The organism is Haloferax sp. ATCC BAA-644 (assembly GCF_000336975.1).
Taxonomy (GTDB): Archaea; Halobacteriota; Halobacteria; order Halobacteriales; family Haloferacaceae; genus Haloferax; species Haloferax volcanii.
The window spans coordinates 13,443-32,277 of sequence record NZ_AOLF01000024.1 but is presented as its reverse complement, the minus strand read 5'-3'; the positions used below and the strand labels follow the sequence as shown (position 1 = coordinate 32,277).

21 protein-coding genes and 2 tRNA genes are annotated in these 18,835 nt (G+C 69.4%); 16 read left to right on the top strand and 7 right to left on the bottom strand.

Translation table 11 applies throughout. The features are described 5' to 3' along the window. Window positions 1-36: 36 nt before the first annotated feature. On the bottom strand, window positions 37-186 hold the full coding sequence (locus C458_RS18275) for a hypothetical protein (protein WP_160162998.1): 150 nt from the start codon (window positions 184-186) through the stop codon (window positions 37-39). 209 nt (window positions 187-395) lie between these two features. Continuing rightward, window positions 396-1,607: a hydroxymethylglutaryl-CoA reductase (NADPH) gene (gene hmgA / locus C458_RS11515; protein WP_008575877.1), complete on the bottom strand. Its 1,212-nt coding sequence runs from the start codon at window positions 1,605-1,607 to the stop codon at window positions 396-398. A gap of 151 nt (window positions 1,608-1,758) precedes the next feature. Here hmgA and C458_RS11510 point away from each other — a divergent pair, with 151 nt between their 5' ends. From C458_RS11510 to C458_RS11475, 8 genes are all read left to right on the top strand, one after another. Beyond that, on the top strand, window positions 1,759-3,402 hold the full coding sequence (locus C458_RS11510; RefSeq protein WP_008575875.1) for an amidohydrolase: 1,644 nt from the start codon (window positions 1,759-1,761) through the stop codon (window positions 3,400-3,402). Window positions 3,403-3,612: 210 nt separating this feature from the next. Next, window positions 3,613-4,770: a quinolinate synthase NadA gene (gene nadA, locus C458_RS11505; RefSeq protein WP_008575874.1), complete on the top strand. Its 1,158-nt coding sequence runs from the start codon at window positions 3,613-3,615 to the stop codon at window positions 4,768-4,770. Next, a complete protein-coding gene (locus C458_RS11500; protein ID WP_008575871.1) occupies window positions 4,767-6,374 on the top strand; it encodes an L-aspartate oxidase in 1,608 nt (535 codons plus the stop codon). Before nadA ends, C458_RS11500 begins: the two co-directional genes overlap by 4 nt. Next, window positions 6,361-7,167, top strand: coding sequence for a carboxylating nicotinate-nucleotide diphosphorylase (gene nadC / locus C458_RS11495; protein WP_008575869.1), 807 nt, complete (start codon window positions 6,361-6,363; stop codon window positions 7,165-7,167). The genes C458_RS11500 and nadC overlap by 14 nt, the downstream gene beginning before the upstream one ends. Window positions 7,168-7,248: 81 nt before the next feature. Further along, on the top strand, window positions 7,249-8,442 hold the full coding sequence (locus C458_RS11490) for an MFS transporter (protein WP_008575867.1): 1,194 nt from the start codon (window positions 7,249-7,251) through the stop codon (window positions 8,440-8,442). A 99-nt stretch (window positions 8,443-8,541) separates the two neighbouring features. Continuing rightward, the gene (gene pyrF / locus C458_RS11485) at window positions 8,542-9,339 is read left to right on the top strand and encodes an orotidine-5'-phosphate decarboxylase (protein ID WP_008575864.1); all 798 of its coding nucleotides are present in this window, start codon (window positions 8,542-8,544) and stop codon (window positions 9,337-9,339) included. 89 nt (window positions 9,340-9,428) lie between these two features. Continuing rightward, a complete protein-coding gene (locus tag C458_RS11480) occupies window positions 9,429-10,019 on the top strand; it encodes a J domain-containing protein (RefSeq protein ID WP_008575862.1) in 591 nt (196 codons plus the stop codon). Window positions 10,020-10,161: 142 nt separating this feature from the next. Next, window positions 10,162-11,766: a GTPBP1 family GTP-binding protein gene (locus C458_RS11475; RefSeq protein WP_008575859.1), complete on the top strand. Its 1,605-nt coding sequence runs from the start codon at window positions 10,162-10,164 to the stop codon at window positions 11,764-11,766. 39 nt (window positions 11,767-11,805) lie between these two features. Here C458_RS11475 and C458_RS11470 read toward each other — a convergent pair whose 3' ends face one another. The 3 genes from C458_RS11470 to C458_RS11460 all read right to left on the bottom strand — a co-directional run bounded on the left by C458_RS11470 (window position 11,806) and on the right by C458_RS11460 (window position 13,673). After that, the gene (locus C458_RS11470) at window positions 11,806-12,297 is read right to left on the bottom strand and encodes a hypothetical protein (RefSeq protein ID WP_008575857.1); all 492 of its coding nucleotides are present in this window, start codon (window positions 12,295-12,297) and stop codon (window positions 11,806-11,808) included. Further along, a complete protein-coding gene (gene mch / locus C458_RS11465) occupies window positions 12,294-13,226 on the bottom strand; it encodes a methenyltetrahydromethanopterin cyclohydrolase (protein WP_008575855.1) in 933 nt (310 codons plus the stop codon). Before mch ends, C458_RS11470 begins: the two co-directional genes overlap by 4 nt. A 132-nt stretch (window positions 13,227-13,358) precedes the next feature. Further along, window positions 13,359-13,673: an MTH1187 family thiamine-binding protein gene (locus tag C458_RS11460; protein ID WP_008575853.1), complete on the bottom strand. Its 315-nt coding sequence runs from the start codon at window positions 13,671-13,673 to the stop codon at window positions 13,359-13,361. A 103-nt stretch (window positions 13,674-13,776) separates the two neighbouring features. Here C458_RS11460 and C458_RS18270 point away from each other — a divergent pair, with 103 nt between their 5' ends. From C458_RS18270 to C458_RS11435, 6 genes are all read left to right on the top strand, one after another. Next, window positions 13,777-13,944, top strand: coding sequence for a hypothetical protein (locus C458_RS18270; protein ID WP_155821754.1), 168 nt, complete (start codon window positions 13,777-13,779; stop codon window positions 13,942-13,944). A 108-nt stretch (window positions 13,945-14,052) separates the two neighbouring features. Continuing rightward, window positions 14,053-15,111: a YhjD/YihY/BrkB family envelope integrity protein gene (locus C458_RS11455; protein WP_008575852.1), complete on the top strand. Its 1,059-nt coding sequence runs from the start codon at window positions 14,053-14,055 to the stop codon at window positions 15,109-15,111. Window positions 15,112-15,150: 39 nt separating this feature from the next. After that, window positions 15,151-15,435, top strand: a complete 285-nt coding sequence (locus C458_RS11450; RefSeq protein WP_008575850.1) for a hypothetical protein — start codon at window positions 15,151-15,153, stop codon at window positions 15,433-15,435. Between the two features lie 76 nt (window positions 15,436-15,511). After that, window positions 15,512-15,766, top strand: a complete 255-nt coding sequence (locus tag C458_RS11445; RefSeq protein ID WP_049896826.1) for a hypothetical protein — start codon at window positions 15,512-15,514, stop codon at window positions 15,764-15,766. Between the two features lie 71 nt (window positions 15,767-15,837). Next, window positions 15,838-16,065, top strand: a complete 228-nt coding sequence (locus C458_RS11440; RefSeq protein WP_008575847.1) for a hypothetical protein — start codon at window positions 15,838-15,840, stop codon at window positions 16,063-16,065. Further along, the gene (locus tag C458_RS11435) at window positions 16,062-16,352 is read left to right on the top strand and encodes a hypothetical protein (protein ID WP_008575844.1); all 291 of its coding nucleotides are present in this window, start codon (window positions 16,062-16,064) and stop codon (window positions 16,350-16,352) included. The genes C458_RS11440 and C458_RS11435 overlap by 4 nt, the downstream gene beginning before the upstream one ends. 173 nt (window positions 16,353-16,525) lie before the next feature. On the opposite strand, the gene C458_RS11430 is transcribed toward C458_RS11435, so the two are convergent. Next, a tRNA-Gly gene (locus C458_RS11430) sits at window positions 16,526-16,596 on the bottom strand. Window positions 16,597-16,608: 12 nt separating this feature from the next. After that, a tRNA-Gly gene (locus C458_RS11425) sits at window positions 16,609-16,679 on the bottom strand. Between the two features lie 289 nt (window positions 16,680-16,968). Between C458_RS11425 and C458_RS11420 the strand changes: the two genes are divergently transcribed. Both C458_RS11420 and C458_RS11415 read left to right on the top strand, forming a co-directional pair. Next, on the top strand, window positions 16,969-17,811 hold the full coding sequence (locus C458_RS11420; protein WP_008575842.1) for a putative RNA uridine N3 methyltransferase: 843 nt from the start codon (window positions 16,969-16,971) through the stop codon (window positions 17,809-17,811). Between the two features lie 4 nt (window positions 17,812-17,815). After that, window positions 17,816-18,832, top strand: coding sequence for a 50S ribosomal protein L3 (locus tag C458_RS11415; protein ID WP_004062414.1), 1,017 nt, complete (start codon window positions 17,816-17,818; stop codon window positions 18,830-18,832). Window positions 18,833-18,835: the final 3 nt, after the last annotated feature.

The following is an 18,835-nucleotide window of genomic DNA, read 5'->3' as shown; positions in this document are numbered from 1 at the left end:
GCGCGGGCGAACAGACACTCGGTGAGCACGCTCGCCTCAGAGCGCGCCGAGGAGCTTCGCCACCGTCAGCGCGGAGGCGACGACGCCGAGGGCCAACTTCACCAGTCTGAGCGCGAGCGCCAACCGCCGCGCGTCGTCGTACTCGTCGGGCGATTCGGGGTCGGTACTGCGTGTGAAGAGGGGCATGGGAGGGGATGGGTTGTGGACACGCCCGCGGGTGCTCCCCGACGGACGCGTTTTCATCGTTCCCGCGGAAACGGAATAAACGCGAGCCACGGGTGCGGAGTGAAAGTGGAAGTGGACGGAGAGACGCGAATACGCTGGTATAGTGCGGGAACGCGCTGAGAAACGCAGTTCAGCTGTGTCCGGTGCCGGCGAAACTGAAACCGGTCGAGTTACCGGCCGAGTTCGGCGTGGGCGCTGGAGAGATGCCGCGAGGCGAGCGCAGAGAGAAGGGAGAGTTCGCCCGCAAGCGAGCCGACGGCGATGCATTCCGCGAGGGCGTCGGCGTTGGAGCCGGCGGGGTCGCCGCCGCCGCTGACGCCGAGGACGTCGAGGCCCTCGGACTGGGTCGGGAGTTTCGTGCCGCCGCCGACGGTGCCGACTTCGAGGGAGGCGATGGAGACCGAGACGTAGAGGTCGCCGTCCTGCACCTCGGCGGTCGTGATGGCGTTCGCGCCCTCGACGACCTGCGCCTCGTCCTGTCCGGTGGCGAGGAACATCGCGGCGACGACGTTGGCGACGTGGGCGTTGAACCCGAGGCTCGCGGCCTTCGCGGAGCCGACGAGGTTCTTTCGGGTGTTGAGCTCCGCGACCGCTTCGGGCGTGGTGTGCAGGCGTTCTTCGACGACCTCGCGCGGGATGCGAACGTCGGCGGTGACGCTCCGGCCGCGGCCCTCGACGGCGTTGATGGCGGCGGGCTTCTTGTCGGTACAGAGGTTGCCCGAGAGGGCGACGAGCGAGGCGGTCGTCTCGGCTTCGACGATGCCGCAGGCGGCCTCGGTGGCGATGGTTGCCATGTTCATCCCCATCGCGTCCTTGGTGTCGTAGCGGAACCGCAGGTACACCGAGTTGCCGACGACGTACGGCGTCACGTCGAGGAGTTCGCCGTGGTTCGTCGTCTCCTCGGCGGCTTCCTGCAGCGCCGCGAAGTTGTCGCGGGTCCACGAGACGAGCGCCTCGGCCTCGGCCACGTCGGCGACGCGGAACACCGGCGCGCGGGTCATCCCGGACTTGAGGACGCGGGCGGTCGCGCCGTCGGCGCTGTTGATGACCGAGCAGCCGCGGTTGACCGACGCGAGGAGCGCGCCCTCGGTCGTGGCGAGCGGGAGGTACTTCTCGCCGGAGACGGAGCCGCCGTCGACGCTGACGGGGCCGGCGACGCCCATCGGCACCTGAATCGCGCCGACCATGTTCTCGATGGCGGACTCGGCGGCCTCCGCGGGGAAGCCGTAGTTCCCGACCGCGTCGAGCGACGCGCCGGACTGCGATTCGACGAGCAGTCGGCGCGCCTCGGCGGCGGTGTCGGCGTCGGCGTGCGCTTCGAGTTCGTGGAGGCGGAGGTCGCCCTCCCGAACGCGGTCTGCGAGGGACGCGGCGTCTGTCATACCCCGACGTTTCCCGCGCCGGCCCTAACGCGTTCCGGTTCTTCCAACGGCCGCCACCGACCCGACCGGCGTCACCCGCGACGACCGACCGCCGCCCGGCCACCCCGCAGCCTCCCGAACCGTTTTGCCCTCCCGCGTCGGCGTCGAACGTATGACCGCGGCAGCGGACCTCGTACTGACGAACGCGGAGGTACACACCCTCGGGTCGCCCGACGAGACGCACGAAGCCGTCGCCGTCCGCGACGGCGAGGTCGTCCGCGTCGGCCGCGCGTTCGACGTGGAACTGCTCGCCGGCGTCGAGACGCGGGTCGTCGACTGCGGCGGCCGCGTCGTCCTCCCCGGCTTCGTCGACGCCCACACGCACCTCCCGATGGTCGGCCGCTCGCTCGTTCACGCCGACCTCTCCGCCGCCGACTCGCCGGCGGAGGCGGTCGAACTGCTCCGCGAGCGGGCCGCCGAGGTCGAATCCGACGACGAGACCGGCGACGGCGAGCCTGACGACGGGGCCGACTGGGTGCTCGGCTACGGCTACGACGAGAGCACGTGGGACGACTCCAGATACCTCACCCGCGACGACCTCGACGCCGTCTCCGAGTCGCGCCCCGTGGTCGCCTTCCGCGAGGACCTCCACACCGCCGGCGTCAACTCGGTCGTCCTCGACCGCTACGCCGACGAGATGCCCGACTCGGGCGTGCAGACTGCCGGAGACAGCGGCGATGGCGAACCCGCGGGAGATGGCGACGCCGCCGCCGAGCCGACCGGCGTCGTGGTCGAGGGCGCGGTCGACGTGCTCCGCGAGGCGACCGAACCGGGCCGCGAGGAGATGGCGGACCTCGTCCGCGCGGCGCAGGCGTACGCGACCGCCCGCGGCGTCACCGGCGTCCACGACATGGTCCGCGGCTCCCGCGCGCCCGAGGTCTACCGCGACCTCGACGAGGCCGGCGAACTGGCGCTCCGCGTCCGCATCAACTACTGGTCCGACCACCTCGACGCGCTCCGCGAAGTCGGCCTGCGGACGAACCACGGGGGCGGGAGCCGCGGCGGCCTCGTCACCGTCGGCGCGATAAAAACGTTCACCGACGGGAGCTTCGGCGGCCGGACCGCGAAGCTCACCGACCCCTATGCCGACGCCGCGGCCGACCCCGACGCGGCCGACGACGAGACGGGCCAGTGGGTCGTCGCCCCCGATGACCTCCGCGACCTCGTCGCCGACGCGGACGAGTCGGGGTATCAGCTCACCGCACACGCCATCGGTGACGCGGCCATCGACGCGGTGCTCGACGCGTACGAGGCGACCGACGACCCCGGCGCGGCCCGCCACCGGGTCGAACACGTCGAACTCGCGTCCGACGAGGCAATCGAGCGGTTCGACGAGTTGGGCGTCGTCGCCTCGGTCCAGCCGAACTTCCTGAAGTGGGCCGACGGGGGTGGCCTCTACGACGCCCGGCTCGGCGAGCGACGCCTGCGGACCAACCGCTACCGCGACCTGCTCGACGCCGGCGTGGACCTCGCGTTCGGGAGCGACTGTATGCCGCTCGGACCGCTTCTCGGCGTGGACCTCGCCACCGACCACCCGAACCCCGACCAGTCGCTCACCGTCACCGAGGCGCTCCGGGCGTACACCTCCGGCGCGGCCTACGCCGGCTTCGACGAGGACCGACTGGGAACCGTCGAAGCCGGCACCGCCGCGGACCTCGTCGTCCTCGACGAGTCGCCGTGGGATGCCGATTCGATTCGCGATATCGCCGTCTCGATGACCGTCGTGGACGGTCGCGTCGTCTTCGAACGAGATTGAACGGGTAATCGCCACCGACGGCGGCGTACTTTTGAATAAAATCATTCTTCTGACGAGTAACGACCGTGTTCAGATTCTAATGGCTCATCAGGTGCGTTTACCACCGGCGAATCAGTATTGTAGGGAATATATACGCGTGAGTGGCGAGTATTGAAGAAAAATATTTTTCAATAAGGGCCGATGATTGGACTTCCACCGTGGTGACCAATCGTGGTTGAATTACAGTCGGTCGGGTTCGAGTCGGAGCTCAGCCTGTTCAAATACGACACGCTCGAACAGCTTCCGGAGAGCCACCGCGACCTCGACGAGGCCGCCCGCTCCCGGCGAATCGCCGCCGCCCGCGAGGCATTGGGCGACCGAGTTATCGTGCTCGGACACAACTACCAGCGCCGGGAAATCGTCGAGCACGCGGACTTCGTCGGCGACTCCTACGAGCTCTCGAAGCGCGCCGCCGAGTCGGACGCCGAGTACGTCGTCTTCGCCGGCGTGACGTTCATGGCCGAGAGCGCGGACATCATCACCGACGACGACCAGACGGTGGTTCTCCCGTCGATGGAGGCGTCGTGTCCGATGGCCGGGATGGCCGAGGCCGTGCAGGTCGACTCCGCGTGGGAGACGCTCGTCGAGGAGTCCGGCGGCAAGGACATCGTCCCCGTGACGTACATGAACTCCTACGCCGACCTGAAGGCCTTTTGCGCCTCCCACGGCGGGCTCATCTGCACCTCCTCGAACGCCGCCGACGCCTTCGAGTGGGCGTTCGAGCGCGGCGACGCCGTGCTGTTCCTGCCCGACAAGCACCTCGGGCGCAACACGGCCGACGACCTCGGCATTGACGAGGTGGTCGAGTGGGACCCGTGGGCCGGCGACGTGGCCGAGTCGATGGGTGCTGCCGACGAGGTGGAGCCCGATATCCCGGAGCTCGGTGACGCCGAAGTCATCCTCTGGGACGGCTACTGTCAGGTCCACGAGCGCTTCCGCGCCGACCACGTCGAAGAAGCGCAGGCCGACGGCGCGAAGGTCGTCGCCCACCCCGAGTGCCGCCCGAGCGTCGTCGCGGCCGCCGACGAGGTCGGCTCCACCAGCCACATCTGCGACGTCGTCGCGAACGCCGACCCCGGCGAGACGTGGGCCATCGGCACCGAGGTCCACCTCGCGCGACACCTCGCGCGCTGGCACCCCGAGGTCGACGTGCGGCCCCTCTGCGGCGACGCCTGCATGGACTGCAACGCCATGCGACAGGTCGACCCGAATTACCTGACGTGGGTGCTCGAAGAGCTCGCCGCGGGCCGCGAACCCAACGTCGTCGAGGTCGCGCCCGAGGAGAAGGAACTCGCCGCGGTCGCGCTCGACCGCATGCTCGAACTATGAAGGCCGACGTGCTCGTCGTCGGCTCCGGCATCGCCGGCTGCGCCGCGGCGCTCGCCGCCGCCCGCGAGGGGGCCGACGTGCTCGTCGTCACGAAGGCGACCGAACCCGAGGACGCCGCGTCCGACTGGGCGCAGGGTGGCATCGCCGTCACTCAGTCCGCGCCCGACGAGTTCGCCGCCGACATCCGCCGGGCGAGCGACGGCACCGCCGACTCCGAGGCGGTCGAGACGCTCGTCTCCGAGTCCCGCGCCGTCGTCGAGGACGTGCTGTTGGACACGCTCGAAGTCGAGTTCGACGCCAGCGCCGACGGTCCGGGCGCTGACGACACCGCCGACACCGACACCAACTCCTTCGACCTCGCCCGCGAGGCGGGCCACTCCAGCCGCCGCATCCTCCACGTCGACGCCAGCACCGGCGCGCACGTCCTCCGGCCGTTCCTGAAGCACCTCTCGGCCCGCGACGGCGTGCGAATCGTAGAGGATGCGATGGCGCTCGACCTCCTGACCGAGGAGGGGACCGTCCGCGGCGCGACCGTCCTCGCGGACGGCGAGGTCGAACCCGTCTTCGCCGGGGCGACCGTCCTCGCCACCGGCGGCATCGGGGACTGTTACGCCCGCTCGACCAACCCCGCGGGCGCGACCGGCGACGGCGTGGCGATGGCCGCCCTCGCCGGCGCGACCGTCTCGGACATGCAGTACGTCCAGTTCCACCCGACGGCGTACGACCCCCGGACTGACCCACGGGCCGACGACGACGCGCGACCGTTCCTCGTCAGCGAAGCCGTTCGCGGCGAGGGCGCGATCCTGCGCGACGCCGACGGCCGCCGATTCATGCCCGACGTGCACGACGACGCCGAACTCGCCCCCCGAGACGTGGTCGCCCGCGCCGTCTCCCGCGCCCGCGACCGAACCGGCCGCGTCGTCCTCGACGTGTCCGACCTCGACGTCCGCGAGGAGTTCCCCGACCTCGCGGCGCTCTGCGACGACCGCGGCGTCGACCTCGGCGCCGGCATCCCAGTCGCCCCGAGCGAACACTTCCTCTGTGGCGGCGTCGCCGTCGACGACCGCGGCAGGACCTCGCTGTCCCGCCTGTTCGCCGCCGGCGAGTGCGCCCGCACCGGCGTCCACGGCGCGAACCGACTCGCCTCGACCAGCCTGCTCGAAGGGCTCGTCTGGGGCGTCCGCGCCGGCGAGACGGCGGCCGACCGGGGTTGCGGCGAGGCCGAGACCGTCGAGTACGCGCCGCCGCGCGACTCCGACCCGGCGCTCCCCGACGCCTTCGCGGACGCGAAGTTCGACCGCCTCGGGCGGACGATGGACGAGTTCGTCGGCATCGAGCGCACGCCCGACGGCCTCGACACCGCGCGGGCGCGGCTCCGCCGCCTGAAAGGCGAGGTCGACGCCTACGCCCGCACCCGCGTCTCGCGGTCCGTCTACGAACTCCGGAACGCCTGCGTCTCGTCGCTCCTCGTCGCCCGTGCGGCCGCCGACGCGCCGTCGGCCGGTTGTCACTCGCTCGTCGACCCCGACGGACGCGATGGGGGCGACGGAAGCGACGGAAGCGACGACGCCGGACGGGGGGTGACGCCGAGTGCTGACGACTGAGACGGTCGAGCGCTGGCTGGCCGAGGACGTCGGCCACCGCGACGTGACGAACGACGTGCCCGGCGACACCATCGGGCGACTCGTGGCCAAAGAGCCGACTATCGCCGCCGGTCTCGACGCCGCGGTCGCCGTCTTCGACTACCTCGGCGTCGAGGCCGAGAAAGCGGTCGCGGCCGGCGACGCGGTCGAATCGGGCGACGAAGTCTTGCGGGTCGAGGGCGACGCCCGGAACGTCCTCCGCGGCGAGCGCGTCGCCGCCAACGTCGTCGGCCACGCCTCCGGCGTCGCCACCACGACCCGCGAGGCCGTCGACGCCGCCCGCGAGGTTTCCGATTCGGTTCGGGTCGCCGCGACCCGCAAGACCACCCCCGGCCTCCGCGGCGTCGAAAAGCGCGCCGTCGTCGCCGGCGGCGGCGACACCCACCGCCTCACGCTCTCGGGGATGGTGATGGTCAAAGACAACCACGTCGCAGAACTCGGCTTGGAGGCGGCGGTCCGCCGCTTCGCCGCGCGCAAGTCGTTCGCGACGAAACTCGAAGTCGAAGTCGAGACGCCCGAGATGGGCGAGCGCGCCGCGGCCGCCGGAGCCGATATCGTCCTGTTCGACAACCTCCCGCCCGAGGCGGTCCGCGAGGGCGTCTCCCGACTCCCCGAAGGCGTCATCTCGGAGGCCAGCGGCGGCATCACCTTGGAGACGCTCCCCGCCTACGCCGACACCGGCGTCGACGTGGTGTCGATGGGGTGGCTCACCCACAGCGCGCCGAGTGCCGACTTCTCCTTCCGAACCGGGTGAGCGGCGGGCGTTTCGATCGACCCGGACACCGCCGTCGGTCGAATCCACACGTTCTTTGGCTCGTGTCGAGACGGTGGAACGATGACTTCGTGGCGCGCCGCCCGCCTGCGCTCCCCGGTCGCGAAGTACTACGCCTACAAGACGACCGAGTTCGTCTCCTTTACGACGGCCATCTGGATTCTGTTCGTCCGCTCGCGGGACCTCTCGTTCGCTGAGGTGGGCGCGCTCAACAGCGTCTGGTGGCTCGCGCTCGTCGCGGCCGAGATACCGACCGGCTACCTCGGCGACCGGCTGGGCCGCCGGAGCGCGATGGCCCTCGGCACGGCCGTCATCGCCGTCTCGACCGCGGCGATGGGGCTGTCCGAGACGTTTCTCCAACTCGCGGTCGTCTACGGCGCGTGGGCGGTCGGCCAGACGTTCCGGTCCGGCAGCGACGACGCGTGGCTCTACGACCTCTTGGCCGAGACCGACGAGACCCACGAGTTCGCCGCCGTCCGCGGGCGCGCCACCGGCGTCGGCCTCGCAATCGGCGCGGTGACGACCCTCGCCGGGGGCCTCCTCGCCGACGCGACGAACTACGCGGTCCCCTTCTTCGCCACCGCCGCGGTGACGGCGCTGGGCGTCCCGATTCTGCTGTCGGTCCCCGAGACCGGAGCCAACGGCGGCGACTTCACGCCGCGGACGGCGCTTCGGGTCATCCGCGAGAAACTCTCGCGCCCGCCGCTCCGCGGCTTCGTCGCCTACTTCGCGCTCCTGTTCGGCGTCGCCAACATGGTGTACATCTTCGACCAGCCGATTCTCCGCGACGTGGCGCTCGACCTCGGCGTCCCCGCGTCTGCGACGAACACCGCCGTCAGCGCCTCCTACGCGCTGTTCTCGCTCGTCGCGGCCGCGGCGACGTTCCGCGCCGGCTGGGTCGAATCCCGCGTCGGCGTCCGCCGGTGGTTCCTCGCCTCGCCGCTCGTGCTCGCGGTCGCTTACGCGTCGGTCCCGCTTTTCGGGCCGCTGGCCTTCCCCGCGTTCGCGGTCGCCCGCGGCGTCACGAACGTCTCGTCCGTCCTCGGGAACCAGTACGTCAACGACCGGGTGGACTCGGTCGGGCGCGCGACCGTCCTCTCGGCCGCCGGGATGCTCTACTCGCTCGCTGTCGTCCCGTTCGAACTCGCCGGCGGGGTCGTCGCCGACGCCCTCTCGCCGGCCGGCGCGCTCGCGCTCTTCGGCGGGGTACTCGTCGTCGGCGCGGGCCTCCTCTGGACGGTCGAGCGACCCGTCTGAGGGTTCGGGGTGGGGCGGCCAGCGCGCTCGATTCGTGGGAGGCCCGCCGCCCACGCCGAAGGGAAAACCCCTTACTGTCGGTCGTCGCACTCGCGGGCAATGGGCTTCTTCGACGACCTCCGCGACCGCATCGAGGCGACAGACAGCGTCGTCTCGGTCGGCCTCGACGCCGACATCGACCGCATCCCCGACCACCTGCTCGACAAGGACCTGCCGCGCTGGGCGTTCAACCGCCGCATCATCGACGCGACTCACGAGCACGCCGCGGCGTTCAAGCCGAACGCGGCGTTCTACGAAGACGAAGACGGCTGGCGCTCCCTGCGCGAGACCGTCGCCTACGCTCACGGCAAGGGCGTTCCGGTCCTCTTGGACGCCAAGCGCGCCGACATCGGCAACACGACCCGCAAGTACGCCGACCTGCTCGACGACGCCGACGCCATCACCGTCAACCCCTACATGGGCCGCGACTCCATCCAGCCGTTCCTCTCGCGGGAAGACAAGGGGGTGTTCGTCCTCTGTCGCACCTCGAACCCCGGCGGCGCGGACCTCCAGTCGCTCGAACTCGACTCGGGCGAACCCCTCTACGAGCGCGTCGCGGCGCTCTGCGACCTCTGGAACGAACACGGGAACGTCGGCCTCGTCGTCGGCGCGACCGGCCCCGACGAACTGGAGCAGCTCCGCGAGCAGGTGCCCGACCTGCCGTTTCTCGTCCCCGGCGTGGGGGCGCAGGGCGGCGACGCCGAGGCCGCCGTCGAGTTCGGCCTCGCGGACGGCGTCGGTCTCGTGAACTCCTCGCGCGGCATCATCTTCGCCGGCGAAGACAGCGGCGAGGACTTCGACAAGGCCGCCGGACAGGCCGCAAAGCGCCTCAAAAAGCGGCTGAACCAGTACCGCTGAGGCGACGCGGTGGTCGATTCTCCCGGCCGAATCGTCCGGCGGTCGCCGCCCGGCGAGACGTTTACCACCGTGGCCCCCTAACTGCGCCCGTGGACCGAGACCGACTCGTCATGGGGCTCGCGGCGGTGTTCGCGGGCATCACCATGCTCCTCGTCGTGTTGGCGTTCGCCTACCGACAGCTCTTGTTGCTGTTCGTCGCCGTCCCCTTCGGCGCGACGACGTACTTCATGTACGCCCACGTCAGCGGCCGCCTCCACGAGCGGTTCCGCCGGACGCGCGTCCGCGCCGACGCCGGACGCGGCGGGTTCGGTTTCCGGTCGGAGCGACGGCGAGGCGACCGCCGGGAGACCGGTGGCTTCGGCGCGGGCCCCCGCGGCGACCCACAAGAGGGTCCGCGTACCGGGCGGTTCGGCCCTAACGCCGGTCCCGACGGCGGATTCGACGGCGACCGCCGCCGGCGACAGCGAACCCGCGGTGACGGGCCGAGCGTCCGCCCGCCGCGGCGCGGCATGAGTCGGCAGCAGGCCCTCGACACGCTCGACCTCGACGGCGACGCCTCCGCGGACGACGTGAAAGCGGCCTACCGCGAGCGGGTCAAGGAGACCCACCCGGACTCGAAGACCGGTGACGAGGAGGCGTTCAAGCGCGTCAACCGCGCCTACGAGCGTCTGACCGACTGAGCGTGGCTCGGTTTCGTTCGCATTCGGCCCTCATGGGCCTCGATGGTCGCGTCCGCGCCCGACGCCGTCTCGATTGCGGTACGTTCTCATGGCAATCGCTACCGCGGAAAGCGTTTTCACGGTCGGTTTCCTACCCGCTTCCATGAGCGCGGATCGGGCTCTCTTGGACGAGGCCCTCGAGCGCGGTGAGGAAGAAGGCGGCAACGTCGAGTTCAAAGAACGCCTCACCCGCGCCGTTCACCTGTCCGACGGCCGGATGGAGTCGCTCGCGGCCCAACTCAGACACCGAGTGCTCTCCGGCGACGGCGTGGCGACCTACGTGGTCGGCGTCACCGACGACGGCGGCATCGCCGGCATCCCCCCGGACGACTTCTCCGAGACCATGGACGTGCTGTCGCTTCTGGCCGAGGAGGCCGGGGCGCACATCGAAGACGTGGAGACGTGGGGCGTCGGCGACTCGGCCGAACGCGGCCTCGTCGGCGTCGCGACCGTCCGCGAGGGCGCGATGCTCGACGTTGACGACGACCACATCGTCGTCGGTACCGCGGGGCACGTCGACCACGGCAAATCGACGCTCGTCGGGTCGCTCGTGACCGGACAGGCCGACAACGGCAACGGAAGCACGCGGTCGTTCCTCGACGTGCAACCCCACGAGGTCGAACGCGGCCTGTCGGCGGACCTCTCGTACGCCGTCTACGGCTTTTCCGACGACGGCCCGGTCCATATGCGCAACCCTCACCGGAAGTCCGACCGGGCGCAAATCGTCCAGGAGGCCGACCGGCTGGTGTCGTTCGTCGACACCGTGGGCCACGAACCGTGGCTCCGGACGACGATTCGCGGCCTCGTCGGCCAGCGCCTCGACTACGGCCTGCTGGTCGTCGCCGCCGACGACGGCCCGACGCGGACGACCCGCGAACACCTCGGCATCCTGCTCGCCATGGAGCTGCCGACGGTCGTCGCCATCACGAAAATCGACGCCGTCTCCGAGGAGCGCGCCGCCGAGGTCGAACGCGAGGTCGAGCGACTCCTCCGCGACGTGGGACGGACGCCCCTGAGCGTCGAGCGCCACGGCGTCGAGGCCGCCGTCGAGGAGATAAGCGAGTCAGTCGTCCCGCTGTTCCCGACGAGCGCGGTGACGATGGACGGCCTCGACGACCTCGACCAGTTGTTCGAGTCGCTCCCGAAGCGCAGCGCCGCCGAGGGCGACTTCAAGATGTACATCGACCGGACCTACTCGGTCACGGGCGTCGGCGCGGTCGCCTCGGGCACGGTCAACTCCGGGGCTGTCGAGGCCGGCGACGAACTCCTCTTGGGGCCGATGTCAGACGGCGAGTTCCGCGAGGTCGAGGTCCGCTCCATCGAGATGCACTACCACCGGGTCGACCGGGCCAACGCCGGCCGCATCGTCGGCATCGCGCTCAAGGGCGTCCGCGAGTCCGAAATCGAACGCGGGATGGTGCTCCTCCCGTCCGACGCGGAGCCCACGGCGGTCCGCGAGTTCGAGGCCGACGTGATGGTGCTCAACCACCCGACGCGGATTCAAGAGGGCTACGAGCCGGTCGTCCACCTCGAAACCATCTCCGAGGCGGCCGTCTTCCACCCCGACGGCGGACGACTCCTGCCGGGCGACACCGGCACGACTCGCGTGGAGTTCAAATTCCGTTCGTACTTCGTCGAGGAGGGCCAGCGATTCGTCTTCCGCGAGGGCCGGTCGAAGGGCGTCGGAACCGTGACGAAAGTCGACTAAAACAGTACGGGCGCGACGCGAGTTCGCACCCACCGACGGTCAGGCCGAGCGCTCGACCGCGACGTAGCCGTCCGGTTTTCTCGCCGCCGCGCCGAACAGCACCGCCCAGTCGAGTAGGCGGGCGACTCTGTCGCGCCAGCGCGACTCCCACCCCTCCGGGTCGCGGTGGCGCTCCCAGTTCGGCACGGTCGGCTCGAACGCGTCGAACACCGCGTCCGCCGACATCGGCTCGGCGTTGAGCGCGTCAAGCACCTCGCGCGCGCCGAAGACGTTCTCCTCGAACGCGCGCCGCAGGTCGTCTGGGTCGGGGTCGTCGCGGACGCGCTCGAAGCCGCGGCTCACCTCGCGGGCGAGCCCGAGCGACTGACAGAACACGAGCCAGTCGCGCCCCTCGTCGGGCGTCACGTCGAGTCGGGTCGCCACTCGGCCGCAGCAGTCGTCTTCGGAGCCCGGAATCAGCGGAACGGCGCGGTGGGCGTCCCACAGCCGGTCGAGGGCGTCCGGCGCGGGCGGGACCGGCTTGCGCCTCACAGCCCGAACGAGTCGGCGAGCACGTCCTCGTCGGTCTCGCCGAGGGTGTACGTCGGGCCGTTGACCACGTCGACCGTGACCTGCGCCGGGCCGAACACGTCGGGGTCGACCGCGCCGAAGTCCCAGTCGGCGTCCTCGAACAACTGTTCGAACGGGACGCCGTAGTCCGGACCGGCCGTGGAAATCGCGCGGTCGAACTCGTCGAAGTCCTCGCTGACGGTGACGTGGACGCGCCCGCCGTAGGCGACGGCGTCGTTCGTCCGGCCCATGGCGACGCTCTCGTCGTAGCTGACGGGGGCGAGCGGGGCGGAGCCGTTGATGGAGAGGACGTTCGTCGGGTCGTAGCCCGCCTCGAAGAGGTTGAACACGGCGAGTTCGGCCGCGCGGGCCGCGCCCGTGACGCTCCCGACGAGCGAGCCGGTCGCGTAGGTCGGCAGGAAGACGGCGCTCGGTTCGAGGCCGGTCGTCTCCGCGACGTGTTCCGCGACTTCGTCGGTCGGGAGGTCGATGCTCTCGACGGCGAGGACCGTCAGGTCGAACTCGTCGTAGTAGCCGAGGTGGTGGAACTCCTCTTCCTCGCCGACCAGCGCGCGGGCCGGCCCGGAGCCGAGGCCGTCGAAGTCGTCGAAGGTGAGTTCCCAGCCGGCCTTCTGCGAGCAGAGGAGGGCCAGCGCGGGGCGGTCGGTGGAGAGTTCGACGTGCGGACGGGGCGTGCCGGCGACCTCGCCCATCCGCGTCTGTACCGTGGCGAGACCCGCGGTCTGAATCTCCGCGAGGAGCATCCCCGCTTCGACACCGCCGTCGGCGTCGACGCCGAAGTCGATGACCGTCGCACCCGAGTCGAGTTCGTAGCCCTCGATGCCGAGCTCTCCGGCGAAGTCGAGCGCCTCGTCGACCAGTTCGATGGCCATCCGATTGATGCTGTCCATGCGAGGCGATTGCGCGCCTTCGGCTAAAGGGTTTGTCAGTCACCCACTGCTGCGGGTCGCGTGGACGTGTCTCGTGTCTCGAACGGCGGATCCGCGCGACGGGTCCGCGGGCCGCGACCGTGAGCCGCGACGCTACTCGCGGTCGCTTCTCGCTTCCCGTCCGAGATGGGCTTCGACGGCGTCGACCTTGTCGGCGGCCGTCTGGTCCGTCGCGCGCTTGTCGTCTATCTTCAGGAACGTGCTCACGCGGTCGCCGTCGACCGCCTTGTGGGCCGCGCCGACCGCCGCGAGCAGTTCGTCGATGTCGTCGGCCTCGATGACCGTCCCCATCGGGTTCGTCTCGTAAGACACGTCGAAGTCGTCAAGGGCCGCGACGGCCTTGGCGACCTCGCCCGACATGCTCCCTTCGACGACCGGTGCGACGCTCAACATGGCGATAACTGTCATGGCCGAACCAACGCGCCACGCGGTAGTAAAACGGGGTGACCTGTCGGCCGAGTCGATGACGGAACCGACGAGGCTATCCCCTCGAACAGCCACAGATTCCGATATGTTCCAGAGCGAACTCACTCGGATGGCGCTCGTCGCGGGAGCGAACGTCGCCGGCGGGGTGACTCTCGGCTCGGCCATCGGCGGCGCGGTCGGCTACGCGGTGGAATGGACCGTGACGGGTGCCGTGTTGGGGCTGGCGGTTGCCGTCTTCGCCGCCCGTCGGTAGCTCCCACCGCCGAGAGCCGCCACCGCCGAGAGCCGCCATCACTGACAGCCGCCACCGCTGACCCGACCGCGCAGCGCGCTTTTCTCGTCTGCCGACGTATCAGCGCCCATGAACCCGCGCATGACGAGAGCGCTCACGCTCGGCCGGGCTATCGTGTACGAGGTGCGCACCGAGCGGCTCACCTTCATGGCGGGAAGCATCGCCTACGGGGCGTTCGTCTCGCTGTTACCGCTGTTCCTGCTCGTCCTTGCAGCCGTCTCCGCCACCGGCGACAGCGGTCTCCGCGAGGGCGTCATCGCCGTCATCCAGTCCGTCCTGACTCCCGGCGCGGGCGACGTTATCGTCGCCGAACTGGAGTCGTCGACCCAACTGGCGAGCCTCTCCGTCGTCGGGGCGCTCGTGTTGGTGTGGGGGACGCTCCGCATCTTCCGCGGTCTCGACACCGCCTTCTCGGACATCTACGAGTCGGAGGCGGCCAACACCTTCGCCGACCAGCTTTCGGACGGCATCGTCGTGCTCGTCACCGTCTCGCTCGCCGTCGTCGCCGGCGCGCTCATCGAGTCCGCGCTCCCGGCGCTCGACGGCGCGCTCGGCTGGGTCGTCCACCGCGGCCTCCTCGTCGCCGTCCTGTTCGTGACGTTCTACCCGATGTACTACATCTTCCCCGACGAGGACGTGACCTCCCTCGAAGTCGTTCCCGGCACGCTCGTCGCCGCCGTGGGGCTGACGACGTTCGAGTCGCTGTTCCGGCTCTACGTCGAGTTCAGTAGCCGCGCCCCCGAGTCGAGCGTCGTCGCCGGCATCCTCGTCCTCCTGACGTGGCTCTACTTCAGCGGGCTCGTCATCCTCCTCGGCGCGGCCGTCAACGCGGTGCTGTCGAACCGCTCGCGCGACGTGAACGTCCGCCCGCTGTTCGGCGGCGTCGCCCTCGACTCGCAGGCCGACACGGCGACTCGCGGGGAGGTGACCGCGGCCATCGAGCGACTTGACCGCCTCGTGGCGGCCGCCCCCGACGAGGACCTGACGCTCCGCGTCGGCGACGAATCAGTCACGCTCCCCCGACCCGAACGGGTCGTCACCGACACCGAGACCAGTCGGTTCCTCCCGGAAGGCCCCGTCAGACTGGAACTCAGATGGTCTTCGTGGCCTGACAGTCACGAGGAGTGACGACGGGCGTTTATGCGGCTGGCGTGCGTATGCGACACTATGGCAATAAAGACTCCCGCGCGACCGACAGAGCCGGCGCGACCGCTTGACGACGACCGAGCGCGGTGGGAGGCCGTCGAGACGACCGCCGAAACGGCGTCTCGCGCGGTTCGACCGCCGACCGTCGTCGAACATCAGCGACTGCCCGAGAAGGACTTCGGCGAGGCGCGACTCGTCTGGCGCTGCGACGACTGCGGCGAACTCGGGTCGCTGACGGCGTTCCCGTCGTCGTGCCCGGACTGCGGCGCGGGCCGCGAGGCGCTGTTCTACTTCACCGAGGACTGACCCGCTTCCCTCGGTCGAAGGCGGCCGGCCACCGGCCGATCGCGACCGTTTTCCCGCCGGGCGACGACCCGCGGGTATGTATCTCTCTCACCCCGTCCGTCGCATGCGCGACGACCCGCTCGACGACGAGGTCGCGGCACTCCGCGTCGAACCCGCGGACGACGACGCCCGTACCGCGCTCGAAAGCCGCGTCGAGTCCCTCGGCGGCAGCCTCGAACGCGAACTCCAGTTCGGCGGCGTCGTGGTCACCCTCGCGGAATCGGCCGTCTCCGACCTCTGCGAACTCGAGGGTATCGAGCGAATCGAGACGGTCGACACGCTCGGATACTGATTCTTCGCCCACGCGTGCGCGGTCCCGCGACTGTTGTCAACTGTTTAGTGTATTCTCTGCGGACGTTCCGTATGGTCTCCCTCCATTCCCGCGTCACGCGAGTGGTCGGCGTCGTCGCCGCCGCCGTCGGCGCGTCCGCCGCGCTCTCCGCCAGCGAGTTCGGCATCGAACACCGTGAGAGCACCGCGCCCGCCTCGCTCATCACACGACTCGCCACCCGGTCGCCGCTCGAATTCGGCGCGCTACTCGTCGTGTTCGCGGCCGCTATCGTCCTCGTGACGGTTCCGATCGACTCATGAGCGTGCTCGCCGACCTCGGGGGCGTTTTCCTGCTCGTCGCGTACCTGTTGCTTCTCGCGGGCACGGCCGTGCAGTATCGGCGCGGAACGCTCTCCGCTCCGCGGGCGGTTCTCCTCGTCGGGATGTGTCTCACGTGGCTCTCGTACGCCCTCTTGCAGGTGACCCAGTCCGGGACCGTGCCGACGGGAACGCCGCTCAACTACGCCCTCGACGCGCTCGCCGTCGTTGTCCTCATCGTCGGCGTGGGAGCGATGGTCTGGTGGTGGCGGGCGCGGGACGCAGCGTGAGTTTTCGGAGACGCGTCGGTGACTGAGTTGAGGTCAGAGACCTGCGTCGGCTGGGATTTGAACTCCACTCGCTCACTCGCGTTCGCTCGCTAGTTCAAATCCCAGCGGCTCACACACAACCTCACGAGACCGAGAGACACAGCGGTCTCTCGGAGGTTCGTGTTCGGTAGAAGTGCGTCGGCTGGGATTTGAACCCAGGTTGTGACCATGGCAAGGTCACGTGATACCACTACACTACCGACGCATGTGGTGGAAGTGCGCTGGCTGGGATTTGAACCCAGGTTGTGACCATGGCAAGGTCACGTGATACCACTACACTACCAGCGCATTCCGCGTGTATCGTGGCGTGCTGCTGCGTTACTCGATAGTGTCGGGTTGATAAATAAGACTTGCGAAACGGGGGAGAAATCGGGCGACGGAGCGCCACCTGCTACCACGTGAGATTCGCCTTCGACAACCTGTCGCCGGCCGTGTAATTATGTACCATGCGACGTTCGCCAATCCTCCGCAAACTGGGTCGTGGGACGCTCTATCACCCCAGAATGGATTCGCTACTCTTTTAGGTAGGCCCCCGGTAGAAACGCCACAGTCTAGACGAGACGAGGATGAACCCGGCATGAAACTCAGCGTACTCGTGCCGTCCTCACTCGTCCGGGAAGCCGAAGACAAACGCGAGGCAACTCGCAAACTCGGCTACGTCGCCCGCGCGGCGGCGGTCTTCCGGGCGAACGAACTCGTCGTCTTCCCCGACGAAGACGGCGAGAACAACTGGGGCGGCGAGTTCGTCGAAACCGTACTTCGGTACGCCGCGACGCCTCCTTACCTCCGCAAGGAGGCCTGGGGCAAGCGCGACGAACTCCGCTACGCTGGTATCCTGCCGCCCGTTCTCGTGGCGTCTACGACCGCGGACGACTCCGACGAGTCGCCCGCGTTGCGAGAAGGAATCGTGACCGAGGTCGGACCTGACGACCGCGTTCGGGTCAATTGCGGAATGCAACACCCGATCTCCCTGTTCGTCCCTCCCGGGATGGACCTCACAGAGGGAGAGCGCGTCGCTGTCAGGATCTCTTCGCGAGAACCGGTCCGTGCGCGGATCGTCGACGAGCCCCTCCCGGGCTTCGACGTATCCCGCATGGACCTCACGGAAGCACTCGGCAGGCCGGATGCGGGCGTGCGAATCGCCACGTCTCGCTATGGCGAACCGCTGTCGGTCCCCACATTGGGCGACCTGACGGCCCGCATCACCGAGGCCGGCGGCATGACCGTCGTCTTCGGGTCGCCGGGCCGTGGGCTTCCGGACATGCTCGGGATGTCTCCCGAGGATGTTGCAGACGTCGAACCTTCCGTTGGTCCGGGGTTCGACCTCTGGCTCAATACGATTCCGCGACAGGGCAGCGAGGTCGTGCGAACGGAGGAAGCGATGTTCGCCTCCCTCTCTCCCCTGACACTCACGGAGTGAATCCATGCCACAACCAAGCAGACCACGAAAAGGCTCGATGGGCTTCAGCCCGCGCAAGCGAGCAGTCAAGGAGGTTCCACGCATCAAGTCGTGGCCGTCCGACGACGGCTCCCCAGCGCTGCAGGGCTTCGCCGGTTACAAGGCCGGTATGACCCACGTGATGATGGTCAACGACGAGGCAGACTCCCCCCGCGAAGGAATGGAGGAGTCCGTCCCGGTGACCGTCGTCGAGACGCCGCCGATGCGCGCCGTCGCCCTTCGCGCCTACGAGCAGACGCCGTACGGTATGAAGCCGCAGACCGAGGTCTGGGCGGGCGAGTTCCACGACGAACTCGACCGCGTCCTCGACCTGCCGGCAGAAGACACGTTCGACTCGGACGCCGACGCGCTTCGCGAGGCCGTCGAGGCCGGCGAAGTCGATGACCTCCGCGTCATCACGCACACGGTGCCCTCCGAGCTCGCGAACGTGCCCAAGAAGAAGCCCGACGTGATGGAGACTCGCGTCGGCGGCGGCTCCATGGTGGAGCGCGCCGACTTCGCCCTCGACCTCGTTGCCGAGGGCGGCGAACACGAGATGTCCGACGTGTTCCGCGCCGGCGAGTACCTCGACGCCGCGGGTGTCACGAAGGGTAAGGGTACGCAGGGTCCCGTCAAGCGATGGGGCGTCCAGAAGCGTAAGGGCAAGCACGCCCGCCAGGGCTGGAGACGCCGTATTGGCAACCTCGGCCCCTGGAACCCGTCCCGTGTCCGCTCTACGGTTCCGCAGCTCGGTCAGACTGGTTACCACCAGCGCACCGAGCTCAACAAGCGCCTCATCGACCTCGGTGAGGGCGACGACGCCTCCGTCGAAGGTGGCTTCGTCAACTACGGCGAGGTCGACGGCTCCTACGCGCTCATCAAGGGCTCGCTGCCGGGCCCCAACAAGCGCCTTCTGCGGTTCCGCCCGGCCATCCGGCCGAACGACCAGCCGCGCCTCGACCCCGAGGTGCGCTACGTCTCTACCGCATCGAACCAGGGATAATCC